Source organism: Microcoleus sp. PH2017_35_SFW_U_B, from assembly GCF_020737865.1.
Lineage (GTDB): Bacteria > Cyanobacteriota > Cyanobacteriia > Cyanobacteriales > Microcoleaceae > Microcoleus.
Genome location: NZ_JAEQDE010000079.1, coordinates 11776 through 28701, shown reverse-complemented (window position 1 = coordinate 28701; position 16926 = coordinate 11776). Strand labels below are relative to the sequence as shown.

Annotated in this window: 14 protein-coding genes; 5 read left to right on the top strand and 9 right to left on the bottom strand. The window is 44.9% G+C overall.

All coding sequences use genetic code 11. From position 1 onward, the window contains the following. The first annotated feature begins 535 nt into the window (after positions 1–535). Positions 536–1147: a CPP1-like family protein gene (locus JGK36_RS21920; RefSeq protein ID WP_293184837.1), complete on the top strand. Its 612-nt coding sequence runs from the start codon at positions 536–538 to the stop codon at positions 1145–1147. Between the two features lie 269 nt (positions 1148–1416). On the opposite strand, the gene JGK36_RS21915 is transcribed toward JGK36_RS21920, so the two are convergent. Beyond that, on the bottom strand, positions 1417–2094 hold the full coding sequence (locus tag JGK36_RS21915; RefSeq protein ID WP_293184838.1) for an HAD family hydrolase: 678 nt from the start codon (positions 2092–2094) through the stop codon (positions 1417–1419). Between the two features lie 617 nt (positions 2095–2711). Between JGK36_RS21915 and JGK36_RS21910 the strand changes: the two genes are divergently transcribed. Beyond that, on the top strand, positions 2712–4841 hold the full coding sequence (locus tag JGK36_RS21910; protein ID WP_293198015.1) for a diguanylate cyclase: 2130 nt from the start codon (positions 2712–2714) through the stop codon (positions 4839–4841). Further along, positions 4822–5355, top strand: coding sequence for a GNAT family N-acetyltransferase (locus tag JGK36_RS21905; RefSeq protein ID WP_293192724.1), 534 nt, complete (start codon positions 4822–4824; stop codon positions 5353–5355). The genes JGK36_RS21910 and JGK36_RS21905 overlap by 20 nt, the downstream gene beginning before the upstream one ends. A 20-nt stretch (positions 5356–5375) precedes the next feature. Here JGK36_RS21905 and hppD read toward each other — a convergent pair whose 3' ends face one another. Together hppD and JGK36_RS21895 are read right to left on the bottom strand one after the other, a co-directional pair. Then, positions 5376–6437 (bottom strand): 4-hydroxyphenylpyruvate dioxygenase, encoded by a 1062-nt coding sequence (gene hppD / locus JGK36_RS21900; protein WP_293192726.1) that lies wholly within the window; start codon positions 6435–6437, stop codon positions 5376–5378. 645 nt (positions 6438–7082) lie between these two features. Beyond that, positions 7083–7790, bottom strand: coding sequence for an SDR family oxidoreductase (locus tag JGK36_RS21895; RefSeq protein WP_293184845.1), 708 nt, complete (start codon positions 7788–7790; stop codon positions 7083–7085). A 31-nt stretch (positions 7791–7821) separates the two neighbouring features. On the opposite strand from JGK36_RS21895, the gene JGK36_RS21890 reads away from it, so the two are divergent. Next, a complete protein-coding gene (locus JGK36_RS21890; RefSeq protein ID WP_293192728.1) occupies positions 7822–8034 on the top strand; it encodes a hypothetical protein in 213 nt (70 codons plus the stop codon). Positions 8035–8055: 21 nt separating this feature from the next. Here JGK36_RS21890 and JGK36_RS21885 read toward each other — a convergent pair whose 3' ends face one another. After that, positions 8056–9465: an NYN domain-containing protein gene (locus JGK36_RS21885; protein WP_293184847.1), complete on the bottom strand. Its 1410-nt coding sequence runs from the start codon at positions 9463–9465 to the stop codon at positions 8056–8058. A 42-nt stretch (positions 9466–9507) separates the two neighbouring features. After that, positions 9508–10779 (bottom strand): APC family permease, encoded by a 1272-nt coding sequence (locus JGK36_RS21880; RefSeq protein ID WP_293192730.1) that lies wholly within the window; start codon positions 10777–10779, stop codon positions 9508–9510. A gap of 353 nt (positions 10780–11132) precedes the next feature. Between JGK36_RS21880 and JGK36_RS21875 the strand changes: the two genes are divergently transcribed. Beyond that, entirely contained in the window at positions 11133–11879 is a 747-nt protein-coding gene (locus JGK36_RS21875) for a glycosyltransferase family 25 protein (RefSeq protein WP_293186060.1), read from the top strand. Between the two features lie 444 nt (positions 11880–12323). On the opposite strand, the gene pstB is transcribed toward JGK36_RS21875, so the two are convergent. From pstB to pstS, 4 genes are all read right to left on the bottom strand, one after another. Next, the gene (pstB, locus tag JGK36_RS21870) at positions 12324–13175 is read right to left on the bottom strand and encodes a phosphate ABC transporter ATP-binding protein PstB (RefSeq protein ID WP_293186062.1); all 852 of its coding nucleotides are present in this window, start codon (positions 13173–13175) and stop codon (positions 12324–12326) included. Between the two features lie 267 nt (positions 13176–13442). Beyond that, positions 13443–14423 carry a phosphate ABC transporter permease PstA gene (pstA, locus tag JGK36_RS21865; protein WP_293186063.1) on the bottom strand — a complete coding sequence of 327 codons (981 nt, stop codon included), beginning with the start codon at positions 14421–14423 and terminating at the stop codon, positions 13443–13445. Between the two features lie 2 nt (positions 14424–14425). Next, positions 14426–15427, bottom strand: a complete 1002-nt coding sequence (gene pstC / locus JGK36_RS21860; RefSeq protein ID WP_293192732.1) for a phosphate ABC transporter permease subunit PstC — start codon at positions 15425–15427, stop codon at positions 14426–14428. A 138-nt stretch (positions 15428–15565) separates the two neighbouring features. Continuing rightward, positions 15566–16594, bottom strand: coding sequence for a phosphate ABC transporter substrate-binding protein PstS (gene pstS / locus JGK36_RS21855; protein WP_293198013.1), 1029 nt, complete (start codon positions 16592–16594; stop codon positions 15566–15568). Between the last annotated feature and the right edge of the window lie 332 nt (positions 16595–16926).

Below are 16926 nucleotides of genomic sequence, written 5' to 3'. Positions count from 1 at the left end.
TTTAAGATTGCCGGCTTAAAAAATCACAATCTAAATAACAATCTTTGGATTGACAAATTTTTATTTCGGAATGCCGAATGCCTTCTACCTTCTAGCCTCGTTTCGTTGCAGCCCTCTCAGGTCTCAAGACGCTGAGTTTTCCGCATACCAAAAAGTTTTGTCAGGAACTCAGGGAGTCAACGCCACGCTCGCTTGTAAGAAATTGCAAGCTGTTCTGACCAGACGGGCTCTGTCATCTGCAATTAAACAGTTTTAAAGTCACGCTTTACAGTGTTGCAGGTCTAACAAGCCTTTATAACCAGGTCTGCACGAACATTACCCCGTAAGGGAGGCTCCAAAAGAGCAAACATTATGCGTACAGGGTTGTAAAATTTGAGATGGTAATTGTCCCATCGAAAGTACATTACAAAAGTACACCAAGTCGAGCAACTCCAAGGCGGTAATGGATAAAGAAAGATTTAAGGCGATTGAAATCGCCGAGCCGTTTCCCTCTCAGGACTAAAGTCGCTGAGTTTCCCACTTACCGAGTGTTTTTATGAGTGAGCAAACTCCCTATCAACTGCTTGAAGTCGATGAAGATGCTTCCTTTGATGAAGTGCAAGAGGCCCGCACCCGTCTAGCCGAGCAGCACAGCGGCGACAAGAAACGTTTGGAATCGATCGAAGTTGCTTACGACGCGATCCTCATGGATCGCCTCCGCCAGCGACAGGAAGGGAAAATAAAAGTACCCGAACGCATCCGCTTTCCCGAACGAGTGGCTCCCCCACCCGCCAGCTTTACTCCATCTGCTCCGTCCGGCAGCCCAGCTTGGTTGCAGCGCCTGATCGATACTCCTAGTCGAGCCGATATTTTGTGGCCGGCTGGAGTTTATGTGGGATTGGGCGGACTGAGTATTTATCCAGCGGCTAACGATTCTTTACTACAGTTGACTCTGGCTCTTGGGGTCGGCTCTTGTCTTTATTTTCTTAATCGCAAGGAACAAAAATTTGGTCGGGCTGTGCTGCTGACTGTGGCTGGCTTGGTTATAGGCTTGGTGCTGGGAGGTCTTATGGGCCCTTTGCTCAGTACGGCATTTATCACAACAGAGAAATTTATCGCTTTGTTTACGTTTTTAATTCTTTGGCTGGTCAGCAGTTTTCTGCGATAGTCGGTTGTCAGTTGACAGTTGACAATTGGCAGTTGACAGTTGGCAGTTGTTAATTATTGTTATTGGTTAATTGTTATTGGTTGGTTCGTAGCTCTTAGGTGTTAGTAGTTAGTTGATTGTTACCAATTACCAATTACCAATTACCAATTACCAATTACCAATTACCAATTACCAATTACCAATTACCAATTACTAATTAACAATAACTAATGACTATTGACTGTTGACTAATGATTGATAACTGTTGACAACTGACAACTGACTAATAACTATCCTAAAATAATCTCAACAGCTTCGCTCAAATTGTTAGCAATTAAATCCGGTTGGTGCATTTCTAGTTGGGTGCGATCGCGAATGCCGCACAAAACACCAATTACCTTGACACCGTGAGTTTTTGCTGCTATAATATCCGCCTCCGTATCCCCCACCATCCAAAGCTCAGAAGCAGGCGGCAGTTCAGCGAGAGCTTTTGCCATCAGCAGGGGCTTATCTTTGACATCCCCGGTTTTGACGTAATCGTTGGGGAGGCAATAGCGACGGTTTTCTGGGAAAAAATGCCCTAAATTGCAGCGGTTGAAAGCCTCGTCTAGTTCCCTGACGCGACGCATAGTCATCACCGCCAAGTCTATTCCAGCGCGCTGCACCTTTTCCAGGGTTTCCACGGCTCCAGGGGCTGGTTTATCGTAAATCAGGAACGGCAGCGTGTGGACAGTTTGACGCCGTTTCTGGGCAAATTCGAGGGCTTGGGCTGCGTCTAATCCTGAGAGAATGCCGATTTCGGTTTCGGGAACCCGCGCCCGCTTCATGTCCCAAAACTCGGCTTTTGGGAGTTCGTGCACTGTTTGGCCCTCACGCTGAGTCTCGGCCAGACACTGCTGGTAAACTCCGTAATAGCGATCGGACACGTCCATAATCGGGCCGTCAAAGTCGGTGATAAGTCTCAGCATTGAGCAGAGTATTTTGAAAATTTTATACAAATTGTTAGAGATTATATCACTTTAATGTCACAGATCCTTTACAAAACTTGACACAAATACCCAGGGGAGGTAGTGTCTATAGGAATGGTGCTAATTAAAGGCAATAGTTTAATTCAACTGTGCCAATCATCAACTGTAGCGGTTGTAACAAATATTATCAGGGAGCATCTCAGTTTTGATTTTGTAGTGCTGTCCCCGCTCGCTTGCTGTTAAAACAAAGCGAGCTCTTAAGCTCTCACTACAACAAAAAAAAGCTTTTTGCCAAAATGAGATGCTCCCTATTATCAGGGAATCTACAATTTAAAATTTGCTGTACAAATACGGCCAACCGCTAGGTATTGTTAATAAATCCAAACCTCAATAGAGGCTGATTTTGACTGCGCTTGCTCACAAAAAAGTTGGTCTAAGTAATAATTTTAAATAAAAAAAAGCTTGGAGAATCCCAAATTTATTGTGTCGATAAATTAGCCAGCGAGAATAGTTGCTGGCATCCAGCAGAATCAAAATTTCTATGAGAAATAGCAAGCACCAAAACAACAACTAATTTTATCTGCTAACCCTAGAGTCTGATGGTTTATAATAACGAGATGCTTCCCAAATTAAGTTTACAGATTAGCTCCCAAAACATTAACAATCTGCTTGACAAATTGTTATCCTTGCGTCGCATTGAATACCTTGCAGTCGATCGGGAACTGAAGATTCAAGAAACATCCTTGAACGTACAAGATTTTGCCCAAATTCCTGATGAATTGGAACAAGGCAAAGATGTGCGCGATAGTTTTCCCGAACTGATCGGAATTGAAGAACTGCTAGACGATATTCTAGAACAACGACAGCCAAGTTTCCAATTAAAATCTGTTACCAGAGTTTTAAATGATGGCTCTTATTTTTATCTAGATTTGTATATTTTTGGTCAGAAAGAGCAGCTCAATCCTGAGAGATTAATTATTTTCTGCGAAGATGTAACAGACACTGCTGCTCTTCAGCAAAGTATGGTTCAAGCAGCCAACGAAAACAGTATTAAAGTCGATTACTTGGCTAACGCTCGCGACTATATTGATAAAATTCTTAACTCCATAAATGATATTTTATTGGTGACAACGCAAGCGGGAGAAATCAAAAAGGTCAATCAATCCACCCAACTATTGTTTGGATATACCGAATCACAATTAATCGGTCAACCAATCTCGATGATTACGGCGGACGAGGAATTATTGCGTCAAGTCAGTCAGCTACCTCTTGAACTAAAAAATGAATCTTGGCATCAAGTAAAAGTAGCTTGTACAACTAAAAAAGGTTCAAAGCTGACAGTTGCATTTTCCTGCTCTACTATTGAGACAAGTATAGAAAGCAAGCACTCAGACAACAAAACTATACAAGATTTTGTCTATGTGGGCAGAGATATCACCGAGCAACAACGGACAAAAAAGCGTCAAGCAGCACAATATGCAGTAGCTCGCATCATGTCAGAATCTGGTTCTTTAGAGAGCGCCACTCCGAAAATTATGCAAGCTATTTGTGAAAGTTTGGGGTGGGATATCGGTGAACTTTGGACGCCTGTGGATGAAAAACATACTAAGTTTGATGCCGAAGATACGCACGATCGAATACCATTTTTGTTTGCTGCACCAGATAGTAACGTTGAAGATATTCTCCCTTTTTTGCTTCGAGTGGGAGTTTGGCGGCGGGGAAGTGAAGTTGGGGAGTTTGTGGAAAATTGCCAGCAGATTACCCTAGAGCCTGGTACGGGTTTACCGGGAATAGTGTGGAACACCGGTTATCCGCAATGGATTACGGATCTTCTTAAGGATGGCAATTTTATGCGATCGCACTTAGCTGCTAAAGCAGGATTGCGATCGGCCTTCGGTTTCCCAATTCGTGCTAGCGGTCAAGTTGTAGGGGTAATGACTTTTTTCTGCCGGGAAAAACAGCCGTCGGATGAAGACTTACTGCAAATGATGGCGGCAATAGGTTCCCAATTAGGACAGTTTGTCAAGCGCAAATATGCGGAGCAAGAATTGCAAGAAGCTGAAGCTTCCATCCGGTTTTTGTACGAGCAAGAAAAACAGCAAAGTGAAAAATTGGCTCAGCAAAATGTAGCATTAGAACAGGCTAAATTAGAATTAGAATCTGCTAATCAGGCATTGCACAGACTCGCATCTGTGGACGGCTTGACTCAGATTGCTAACCGTCGCTGTTTTGACAAAACATTGCAATCAGAATGGCAGCGGATGACTAGAGAGAAACAGCCAGTGTCTTTAATTTTGATCGATTTAGATTTTTTTAAGCTTTACAACGATCGCTACGGGCATCAAGGAGGCGATGAATGTCTCAAAAAAGTTGCTGAAATTTTAGACAGAAACGCTCACCGGGGAGGTGATTTAGCGGCTCGCTACGGTGGGGAAGAATTTGCAGTAATTTTGTCCGGGACTGATGCTAAGGGAGCAATGCGGGTAGCTGAATCAATTCGCAGCGATTTGAATGCTATGGCAATTCCCCACGAAGCTTCAAAGGTAAGTGAGTCTGTGACGGCGAGTATGGGCGCAGCTAGTGCTGTGCCCGCTGCTGAACAATCTTTGGAGTGGTTGATTGGGGAGGCCGATCGCGCGCTGTATCGAGCTAAACTAGAAGGGCGCGATCGGATTGTTTGCGTAGATTCTCAAATACGATGCCAGGGCGAGAAAGGAGTTTTTTCTGATGATTGTGAGAGAAGCTAAAATCGCTGATGCACCTGCAATTGCACAGGTTAATCTCGACACTTGGCGGACAGCTTACCGAAACATCATACCGGCAGATTACCTCGCCAAGCTGTCCTATGAAAAACGAGAAAACAATTGGCAAGAAATCCTGTCAAACGTCAAAAATACTGGCGATTATGTCTGCGTTGCTGAAAATAACTCGGGACAAGTTGTAGGTTTTGCTGCCGGCGGTTGCGAGCGCACGGGCAAATATGTTTATCGAGGAGAATTATTTGCCATCTATATTTTGGAGGAATATCAGCGTCAAGGAATTGGGCGACAACTCGTGCGATCGGTTGCCACAAAATTGGCAGAATTAAGTTTGAACTCGATGCTGGCTTGGGTACTGGGAGACAATTCTGCTTGCAGGTTTTATGAATTTTTAGGAGGCAAAAAAGTGGAGGAACAACAGACAAGTAGAGCTGGAGTTTTAGTCAAAGAAATTGCTTACGGGTGGACGGATATTGCACTGCTGCTCGACAAGGCTGCATGAACTCAAAAGTGGAAGTTTTATCAATCATCGATCAAGCTTCCCCGCTTCATTTGTTCCCGTTCAATTGCCTCAAACAAAGCTCTAAAATTACCCGCCCCAAAACCTCCAGCTTGCACCAGTTTGTCATTAACTAAAGTAACTCGACGCTCAATAATCTCGAAAAAGAAAGTCGGTTCGGCAAAAATTGGCTGGGTAAAGATTTGCAGCAGCATCGCAGCGGGAGTATCTTCTTGCCAATCTGCCAAAACTTCGGAAGCTGCAATTGCTTGCCAATCTGCGGGCAAATAGTTTTGCCGCCGCCGCAATTGCGAGTAATATGTTGGAGGAACTGGCAAAAAAGGCAAACCGCGCGATCGCAAATCGGCAACAACCTGCACAATGCGATCCGTTTGCAAAGCCATGTGCTGAATTCCCGGCCCTCGATTTGCACTCAAAAACTCTTGAATTTGAGAATTAGATGATGCCGGTTCATTAATCGGGAATTGCACCCCACCTTCAGCGTGTACCATAACTTGGCTTCGCAAAGCAGACTTCTCAGTCTGAATATCAAAATTTTGCTGCGGCTCAAAACCTAATATTTTTTGATACCAACTAACCGCACTTGACAAATCGCCAGATTCAACATTTAACACTACATGATCGATCAGAGTCAACAGTGGCGGCCCAGAAGAAGCACGCAGCAGTGAATTCTCGCCAATTCGCTCAACAAGCGTGTGGCTTAAATCTCCCCAGCCAGAGATTTGTGCGAGTTTAAAACCGCCTCCTGCCTTTAGATCTTCTTGAATCGGTTTCAGGATTTTAGCACCTGCCACCTGCGCTCTAGCGATCGCTAATTCGATATTTTTAACCCGAAAGCCCACATCGGCAATCCCCGGAGGATGAAACTCCAACCAAGTAGCAGCGGGACTAGCGGGTGTCAGAGGCGAAGATAAAACAAAACATATATTGCCGCTGCTGACAACCTCAGTGCGAGTGTCGCTGTTGGCATAACCTGCTATTGATTGAAAGCCTAAGTGGCTGACAAACCAGTCGCGGGATACTCGAGCATTTTCAACGTAAAACTGAATGCGGTCAAACTCCATAATCAATAATTGAAAATGGAACGTGAAAAGTTGAAAATCGGCTGATTTTCACGGTTAAATGGCAAGGGAGAGACTGAGAAATGGAGATTTTTCATTGTTTTTTTGTCTAATCGCTTAATAATAACCCAAAAATTGAATATCTTAGCTCCCTCTGAAGGCAGAAATACATCGGCACTTAAAAGAAAGACGGTGTTTGGGATGACTTTGACAGTTGACAGTTGACAGTTGACAGTTGACAGTACGAGCGATCGCTTGCGATATTGTAGGGTGCGTCAGCGATTAGTCTAATTTTCAGGTGGGGAACCAGAAGTGACTGACGCACCCTACTACTTCATTCAGTTGACAGTTGACAGTTGACAGTTGACCTGGGACAGCCAGAGGGCAACCTCTACATGAAAGTCTGAAGATTGGAGTAATGAATCCTCTAATTTTAATTTTTACGCCAAACCCAGAGGCTTTCAACCAATTATTTCTGGTAAATCGTCTGTGGGATACTAGAAGGAATCAGCCATGAGATTTACTCCACAGATAAATCTCGAAGATTGAACTTTTTTCTAAAATCTGGGAAGTATCGAGTTGGGTAAATCAGTGCTATGAAAGCACCATACAAACTCATTTTTTGCGTGTGGAACACCAAACAAATTACTAAAAGAACAAATGACTTTCTGGCTGAATATTAATTTCTAGTGGCACAGCTTGCGGGTCAGAAGCAAGAGCAAACATAATTGCATTGGCAGCGGTTTCGGTACTCAGCATTTTTGACCTATCTACCTTCAAACTCACATTATCCCAAAACGGAGAATCCACCCCACCAAAATAGAATAGCGTAAACTTAATGCCGTAGCGTCGCAGCTCATCTGCCATGCACTTGCTAAAACCAACTACCCCAAACTTTGAAGCACAATAGGCCGTTCCCATCGCCATCGAATGCTTGCCCAAAATCCCGATGACATTGCAGATGTGACCGGATTTGCGGTCTTTCATCACATTTGCGGCTGCTTGAGATGTGTAAAAACTGCCTTTCAAGTTCAAGTCAAGCATCGCATCTAAATCAGCGGGTTCTAACTTGTTCCACTGCTTGAGAATTCCCGCACCGGCAGCGTTTACGAGGGCATCAATTTGCCCGAAATGCCCCGCAGCTTTCTGCATCAGCGTCTCGACTTGCGACAAATCGGTGATATCTGTCGGTACACACAGTACCTCTGTTGTCGAAATTTCGCTGGCTAAAGCGTCTAATTTGGTGCTGTCTCTGGCGGCGAGCACTAGCGTCGCACCCGCGTCGGCGAGTTTTCGGGCTACTGCTGAACCGATGCCGCCAGTCGCACCCACCACAACTACAACTTTGTCCTGCATATCCCTTTACATTTCTTTACGTCCAGATTGTATGATAACTCAAGTTATGGGAATTGGGCGAAGCGAAGCGGAGGGATGGGGAATGGGGCATGGGGCATGGGGCATGGGGAATTGGGAATTGGGAATTGGGAATTGGGAATGGGGAATTGGGAATGGGGAATTGGGAATTGGCAATTGGGAATTGGCAATTGGCAATTGGCAATTGGCAATTGGGCATGGAAAACAAATAACCAATAACCAATAACCAATAACCAATAACCAATAATTAATTTAGGGAAACTTGCCAACCTTTTTCGGTTTTTTTTAATTCGAGAGAAGTGCAGGATTGTAAAAATTTAGGAAACTTTCTACCGAGATTAAACTCTTTAATTATTTGGGTGATTTGTTTGCCGTATTGTTTGTGAAATTCGCTGCCAACATTTGAGAGAAATACAGAATTGTGAGGAGAGTTGTCGGTTAAGTCGCCAACTATTTTGACCAGAGCTTTTTCCAAATCTTCTAAGGAATTGATATCTGTCAAACTTGCTGATGCTGCTTGGTTGTGATTGAGATTTTCTTTGTTGAGTATTGGGGGTGGGGGCGATAATTTAACTTCAAAAAGAGTGACATAAGTTTGAGATGCTTCTGAGGGTTTGTGGAGAACGAAATCTGTGGGATATTTGAGAAATATATCCCTAGTTTTAGTACCTAAGGAATGATTGGCAACAACTTGATTGAGGACTAAGCCGTAATTTTCCCGATACAAAGCTGAAAGTGTAGAAATTTTTATCCACTGAGATGAGGTACGTTGTTGCTCTTTTTTAATTAATTCTTTTAGCTGAATAACTAATTGTTCTACAGGTGTAATTTCCGGTACTGTTACGAGGGAATAGGTTTCCATTTGTCCGGTTTTGCTGTTTAAAATTATGATTTTATCTATTTGCTTGCGGACTTGAAAGACGGTTAGTCCGTGGGCTTGCAGTGTGTTGCTGAGGTGGGTGAGGGCGCGATCGGACGAACAGACAAAAATCTCCTTGGCTGTGGGATAATGTACGAAAATTGAGGCGCCTACTGTTGCCATTTTCAAGTCGGCGCTGTCTTTGCCGGGGGGAACGTGAATCAGTTGATAGCCGCGCTGGTGAAATTCGGCATCTTTTTTGCCCATGCTGCGCCAGTTGGCAAAGGCTACTTTGATTTGGATGGGATAGTGAGAAATTCCTTCGAGGAATTTTTCGGTTTCGATGTTGAGTTGCAAGTTTTCGACATCTAGCAGCAAGATAGCAATGCCGACAGGAAGCGAATTTGTTTGGTGGGCGGTGGGAGTTGGAGGTTTTGCTGAAACTGAGTTTTGTGATTGGGCTGGTGGTGTTTGGGGTACGGCTAGCTGCTGAATTTTGGCAAATAATTTGCTGAATTGAGGTGAATTGATGAATTCGGGAACCAGCAGAATTTGGAGATATTTTTTTGCCGTCAGCAGCAGCAAATCTGTATCGCTGGCTACTTTAAAATTTTTTGTTAATTTTCCAATCAAAACTGACTGAAAAGCAGGTTTGGCCCAGGGGGTTTTCCTGTATTTTTCAGCTATCCATTCGGGATGCTTTTCCTGGATGGATATTAGTGTTTGAGCGATATAACGACTGATGGCGCTGACTGCGACTGATTCTTGAGTCGCCAGCAAGGGAGTTCGATCGGGCATGGCCCTCTACAATGCGGGATGGTGTCTCAATCTATCATAGTGTTAGTTTCTCGCTAGGAGCCGGACGATCGCCCGCCAAATTAAACCGGCGATAATTAAACCCAAGCCTGTCAACCAAATTTGCCTCTCCACCCAGAAAGCTAGAAACAGACATGAAGCCAAGCCCACCCAAGCCAACCATTGCGGGTAAAGCCTTTCGGCGGGGGACAGTTGTAGCGCGGCTGCGTTGGTGATAGCGTAGTAGATCAAAACGCTAAAGGCACTGAACGACCAAGTGGTTTTGACATCGCCGATGAGGATTAAAAGTGCGATCGTAATTTCGACAACCACGACAGCCACATAGGGAGTTGTCCCCGCAGGATTGAGACGCGCCAGGACTCTCGGCATATCCAACCGTCGCCCCATCGCCAGCCACACGCGCGACAAGCCTAAAATTAAGTTCAACAAGACTCCTAGCATGGCAGTAATGGCGCCGACGGCTAGCAGTTGGGAAACTCCGGGAATTGGAAAACTGCGGGCGATGACTTCCAAGGGTGCAGCAGTGGTTGCTGCTTGCAGGGACAATTTATCGGCTCCCCCCGCACCTGCAACAACTACCGCTACCGCCACGTAAAGCACCATTGTCAGCACTAAACTGAAAATTATGGCTTTGGGAATGGTTTTGCTCGGTTCCCGCACTTCCTCGCCCATGGTGGCGATGCGACCGTAACCGGTGTAGGCGACAAACATCAGGGCCGTGGCGTGGAGGATGGAGCCGATCGCGCTATCGTTCTGTAGCGTCGGCATTTCCCACCTGACCTCTGGCAAACCCGCAGCAATAAAGACAGTCAGAGATAAAAGTGTAACTGAGACTATGGCAGTATTCGCGATATTCGATCGCCTGATGCCGGTCAAGACAATTAAAGTTAGGGCGGCCAGGGCAATTAATGCCGTTAGGATGAGATAAGTGCGATCGGCTACACCAAGTGCACTTAAAAAATACCCCGCAAAACCCAAAGCAGCAGTAGCAGCCGAAGCCGTTTTAGCTACAAGAAACATCCAGCCGGCAGTAAAACCCAGCCAAGGATTGAGATATTTGTAACCATATTCATAAGTACCGCCGCTAACAGGATGATTCGCCGCCAACTGAGCGCTGTTAAGACCATTGCAAACAGCAACTAAAGCAGCAACAGTCACAGCCCAAATCACTCCCGGCCCCGCAATTTCCGTAGCTATCCCGATACTCACAAATACTCCCGTGCCCACAATCGAGCCGAGGCCCATGAGAGTTGCACCGAAAACACCTAATTCTCGCTTTAACAGAGAGGGAGACATAATTACACTAGGGTTAGTTTAATACAAATATGTGCCTGGAGACACCATCATGCTTATTGTTCAGGACTTTCCTGCGGGGTTCGGAAACCGAGTTTCTTTCTGGATAGCTCGTTACCAAACTTAATAGTTATCTGTAAGCCTTGCGAACAATTTGGGTGGCTGCAAAACTTTTAAACGTCCTAATTCTTGGTATAAAATAGCTCATCATTCCAGCATTGTCGTGGTGATTTTACTTGGGAATCATGTAGGAAATCACCGTTGATCGCTTGTGGTGAACAAGATATTTTGTACTTAGCGTTTAGGATATGTAAAGATGTCCGACATCATAGTAACGGTTAACAGAATCATAATTTATGAAACTGACGGATTTTTTTGAACGGACTTACGTGGTGAATTTGCCAGAGCGCCAGGATCGCCGCCGTGACATTACCAAGGAACTTGCCAATGTGGGGATTTCCTTGGCAACTAATAGTGTTGAGATTTTCCCAGCGAGTCGTCCAGAGACGGCGGGTGAATTCCCTAGTATCGGAGCGTGGGGCTGCTTCCTGAGCCACTTGAGCATTTTGAAACACGCCAGACAGCAAAACTTGTCCAACGTTTTGGTCATGGAAGATGATTTAGCAATTTCTCCAACCCTAATCGCTCAGCAATCGGCGTTAATCGAACAACTGCAAGGGCAGGATTGGGGGATGGTCTACTTGGGGCATTATTTGACGGATAGTAATTTACCCAAGGTAGATCCGAATGGGCGATCGTCCGAAGCAGCAGTGCTGTTAAAACCATACACTCGGGCGATTCAAACCACCCATTTCTATGGTGTAAACGGACAAATTCTCGATCGGCTGATAGCTTTTCTAGAACAAGTGCAACAGCGTCCCAGCGGACATCCCGATGGCGGGCCCATGCACGTAGACGGCGCCTATTCGACCTTCCGTGCCCAAAACCCAGATATCACGACGCTGATTGCAGAACCAAATTTAGGCTGGCAACGCAGTTCTCGCAGCGACATCAATGCGAGTGCCTGGTATGACTACGTACCCTTAGTCCGCGATGTGGCAAATGCCGCCCGTGGCGCTAAGGTTTGGTTGTCCAACAAGTAAATGGAGGTTTGAAAATCTAATTAAATTGCTCGACCAAGCTGGCCATTGGTTACTGTTGTCTTGGAGTAGCGAGGAGAAGTGAGAGCTTCAATAACATCAATTGTAGCTATTTACAGCTAGTTGAATATCCGCACAAGTACCGAGAAACCTGTTGTTTTTCGGGAGTGCTTCCAGAATAGGGGTATACTGCATCTCACTTTTGCAAAAAGTATTTTTTCTTTTAGTGTGAGTTCGCAAATGCTTGCCAGATAATAAAAGCAAGCGAAAAATTGCGAACTCGCACTATAAAATGCAAAACGGAAGCATCTCAGTTTTGCATTTATTATAGTGCTGTCCCCGCTCGCGTATTTTACACTACGCGAGCGGGGACAGCACTATAATAAAAAATGCTTTTTACAAAAATGAGATGCTCCCATCCAAAACAGAGATGCTCCAATTTAAGTATCAACCGAAGCGACCTTGAATGTAATCCCTCGTACTAGAATTACTGGCAGAAGTGAAAATCCGGCTTGTCGGCCCAAATTCCACCAAGCGGCCGATGCGACTTTCATCAGTATTAAAGAAAGCCGTATAATCAGAAACCCGAGCCGCCTGCTGCATATTGTGCGTTACAATCACCACAGTTAACTGTTCCCGCAGAGTTTGAAACAACTCCTCAATCTTCATAGTAGAAATCGGATCGAGAGCAGAACAAGGCTCATCCATCAGTAAAATTTTCGGTTTAACAGCCAAAGCGCGAGCAATACAAAGTCGCTGTTGCTGTCCGCCCGAAATTCCCTGAGCCGACTTCTTCAAATTATCTTTCACCTCATCCCAAAGCGCCGCACTTTTCAGGGCAGATTCCACAATTTCGTCTAACTCTGCTTTGCTTTTTCGACCAAAAATGCGGACTCCGTAAGCAATGTTATCGTAAATGCTCAGCGGAAAAGGATTCGGTCTTTGAAACACCATGCCAATTTGGCGGCGCAAACTATTAATATTTACCTTAGGACTGTAAATATCCTGTCCAAAAAACTCAACCCTGCCTTTGATTTGAACTTTTCCCTCCAATTCGCCGATGCGGTTGAGAGCTTTCAGAAAAGTTGATTTGCCACAACCTGAAGGGCCGATAATCGCCGTCACTTGCGGGTGAGGGATATTCATCGATAGATTTTCGAGAACTTTGTGAGTGCCGTAGTAAAAGCTCAAGTCCTGAACCCGCAATGCTGGCATAGCATTGGGGTCGATTTCAGGAGTCGTATCTTCGAGGAATTGGTCGCTATATTTTTCAGCTTTTAAGTTACTTTTGGATTTCATTATTTGGAGTTTTTCTAGTGTGAGCAGTAGATTTTTAGTAGATGCAGAATATGGCCTGATGGCTTTATTTAGTTAGGTGTTCTATCTATGCACTTGTTTCGTAAATCACGGATATATTGATACATAAACCGCAGATTTAAGGCAGATAAACAGAGATAAACGCAGATATTTTGAAGAGAGGAAAGAGAATGAATGCAATCTTGTCTAACATTAATCCGTTAAATACATTACATCCCATACGGTTGCCGAACTTCCTTCTCAAGCAATTTACCGATTTTGCAAGCGTTTGCGAGTGACGGCACGAGAAGCTAAGCTGGTGAGCAAAACCATACCCAAAAGGACAGAAGCAGCAGTCCACGCCAATTCGTTCTGCTCCTTGTAAGGAGAGCTGGCGTAACTGTATATTAATACAGACATAGAAGGAGTCGGAGTTAGCAGTGTCTCGGGAATTTCTTGGATTTTTGCCATGGTTTCTGCGCCGACGGGAGACTGAACTATCTCGCCCAATTTCTCAACTAAAGGAGGCCAAAATTGGCTGGACAAGGCAGTTACGATTAGCGGTGCAGTTTCGCCGGCGGCGCGGGAAGCTGCGAGTAAAATGCCTGTGGTAATAGTTGGAAGTGCTGAGGGAATAATAATCCGAAACATTGTTTGAAAGCGTCCGCCTCCCAAACCAGCAGAAGCGAGGCGGTAAGAAGCAGGCACTAATTTTAATGCTTGTTCTGTTGTCAGCGCTACAACCGGCAGCATGATAATCCCCAGCGCGAAACCGCCGGCCAATCCTGAGAATGACTTAGTTGTCACAACAATTAAAGCGTAAGCAAACACGCCGACAACAATTGAGGGAACGCTACTTAGAATGACGGTGATAAAGCGGATAGTATTTGCTATAGCTTTATTGTCTCTGCCAAACTCTGACAGAAATATTCCGGTCATTACGCCGATTGGCACGCTCAATAATGTGGCAATTCCTACCATTAAAGCTGTACCAAGAATCGCATTTGCAAAGCCGTTGGGCTGGTCTTCAACTCCGACGGGTGCGGGTAGAGACACTAGCACTTCCCAACTCAAATGTGTCAGTCCCTCGCCCAAGATTTTGTACAAAATAGCGAACAAAGGCAGCAGAGCCAGACCTGTGAGAGAGAATGCTATAACTGTCATTCCCCGGCTGAACAAATTTCGGCTCAGCGACAGCGAATTGTTGATTTCTACATCTAGAATATTGTGGGACTTTTGTGTTTGAGTCATGGTTAATTCTTAGCTCCCTTAACGCCGATTAGCTGCACCAGCAATACTGCGACTGCGTTCACCAATAGGGTAATCACAAATAGAATTAGGGCTAAATACATTAAAGAGCCGATGTGCAGTTCTTCTTGAGCTTCCCGAAATTGACTTGCTAAAACAGCGGGGATTGAGTAGCCGGGAGCTAATATAGATTGGTTGATTTGAATCGAGTTGCCGATTACCATTGTGACTGCCATGGTTTCGCCCAATGCGCGTCCCAATGCTAAGATAGTCGCTCCGATAATTCCCGAACTTGCTGCTGGTAATAACAGCTTAAATATGGTTTCCCAGCGGGTAGCGCCCAGTGACATTGAAGCACTTCGCAAATCTACGGGAACTGCCATCAAGACATCGCGGCTGATGGCGGCGACTGTCGGCAAAATCATAATCGATAAAAGTATGCCGGCGGGCAGCATTCCCGGCCCAAAAGGTTCGCTGCTGAATAGGGGAAACCAGCTAAAATTGTTGAACAGCGACTGCTGTAAAGGCAGCAGGAAGGGAATTAAGACGAAGATGCCCCACAGGCCAACGATGACGCTGGGAATGGCTGAGATTAATTCAACCATGAATCCTAAGGGCGATCGCACCCAAGCAGGCAAAAAGTTCTCGCTGGTAACGATCGCGACTGCAAGTCCTAGAGGAATTGCTATGATAATGGCGATCGCAGAACTAACTACCGTACCGTAAATAAACGGCAGAGCCCCAAACTGCAACTCACCGATATCCCATTTGGGATTCCACAAAAACTCCAGTCCAAATTTGCTAATAGCCGGCCAAGCATCCTTAAAAATTATCTCGCTCATCCAGAAGAGCGTACCCGCCGTGGCTATAGCAAAAGCCCATACAAATCCTGTAAATCCCGACTCCAGCCATAAACCTTCACCCTTCGTATCAGTCAAGTCTACGTGGGTGGTGATTCCAGCAGACTTCCGAGTTGATTTTTTCGATTTCTTTGAATAATTGGTCATACCCAAGTTATGGCGTAAACAGCGAAATCTTTGATTAATGAAATAGATAGCATAGTGCCTGCACCTTAATAAATGCAATGTATGAGTTTTGAGCCATACAATTAACTCAAAACTCATAACTCCCTGAAAATATTTTAATTAACCTTTAGCAACCACACTCTGATTCACTGCTTGAATCACCTTTTGAGCTGTAGCTTGCGGAATCGAGGTAAACTCTAATTGTTTGTTCAAACCTTGACCTGTAGTCATCACCCAATTAACCATCTTTTTAATAGCATCTGCTTTCGCAGCAGGATACTGTTTGTAGATTAACAACCAAGTCAAGCCAACAATCGGATATCCATCATTAGGATTTCCTTCAACCAAGCGGAAGTCTGCCGGGTATGTTTCCCCTGCTAAAGCTTTTTCGGCTTCTGCCAAGTTAGCGTCTACAAATCTGCCAGCTTTATTTTGAATAAACGCTGTTTGCAGATTGTTTTGGCGAGCGTAAGTATCTTGAACGTAGCCAATTGCACCGGGTGTTTGTTTAACCAAACCTGCTACGCCGGGATTGCCTGGGCCGCTGAGGGGGCTACCAGGCCAACTCGGTTGAGCTGCTGCTTTGATGCTGCTGCCGATCGCCTGCAAGTGATTAGCAAAAATAAAGGTTGTACCGCTGCTGTCTGCCCGCACAACTACTCGAATTGCAGTATTTGGCAAATTTTTAGCTTGTCCAGAAATCCCTGCGATTTTCGCATCATTCCAGCGGGTAATTTTGCCTTCAAAGATGCCTTTCATCGCATCGGCACTCAGCTTGACATTGCTAACTCCGGGCAAGTTGTAGACAACTGCAACCGCGCCGCCGGCTGTCGGAATTGCCATGACGCCACGCTTTACCTGAGAGATTTGTGCAGAAGTCATCAGCGCGTCGCTACCTGCGAAGTCAACATTACCAGCAATCAACGCTTTGATACCAGCACCACTGCCTGTTCCTTCATAGTTGACAGTAATTTGATTGGCGCTTCTCATCTGAGAGAAGTAGCGATCGTACAAAGGTTTAGGGAAAGTTGCTCCCGAACCGTTTAATGTTACCGCAGCTACAGCGGAAGTAATCAAACTTAGGGAAAATGTTGCTACTGCTAGGGTAACGATAAAGCCACGTCGCCAGCCTTTAGTGAAGAAAACCATAACTCCTCGTCCTTAAATAATTAGATAGCAGACTTTGCAAATCTATGACCTAGGATAGACTGAATTTCCCAGTAAAAACAGCTACTATAATAAGCTTGTTTTAAATTATGATTAAAGTTAGGTTAAGCTTTTTATGATTCAAAAATGAGAGCAATAACAATAATCTTTCCTTAATCTCTGGTTAACATTAGATTAAAAAGATTAGGAAGTAGCGTTAGCGAAGCCATGGAAGAGGATCGCTCTTCGATCGCCCTTATTATTTTCTTAACCTTAGGTGTCGATCGCAGTTCAATGTCACAAAATTTGAAATTTCGACCATCCTGGACGCAACT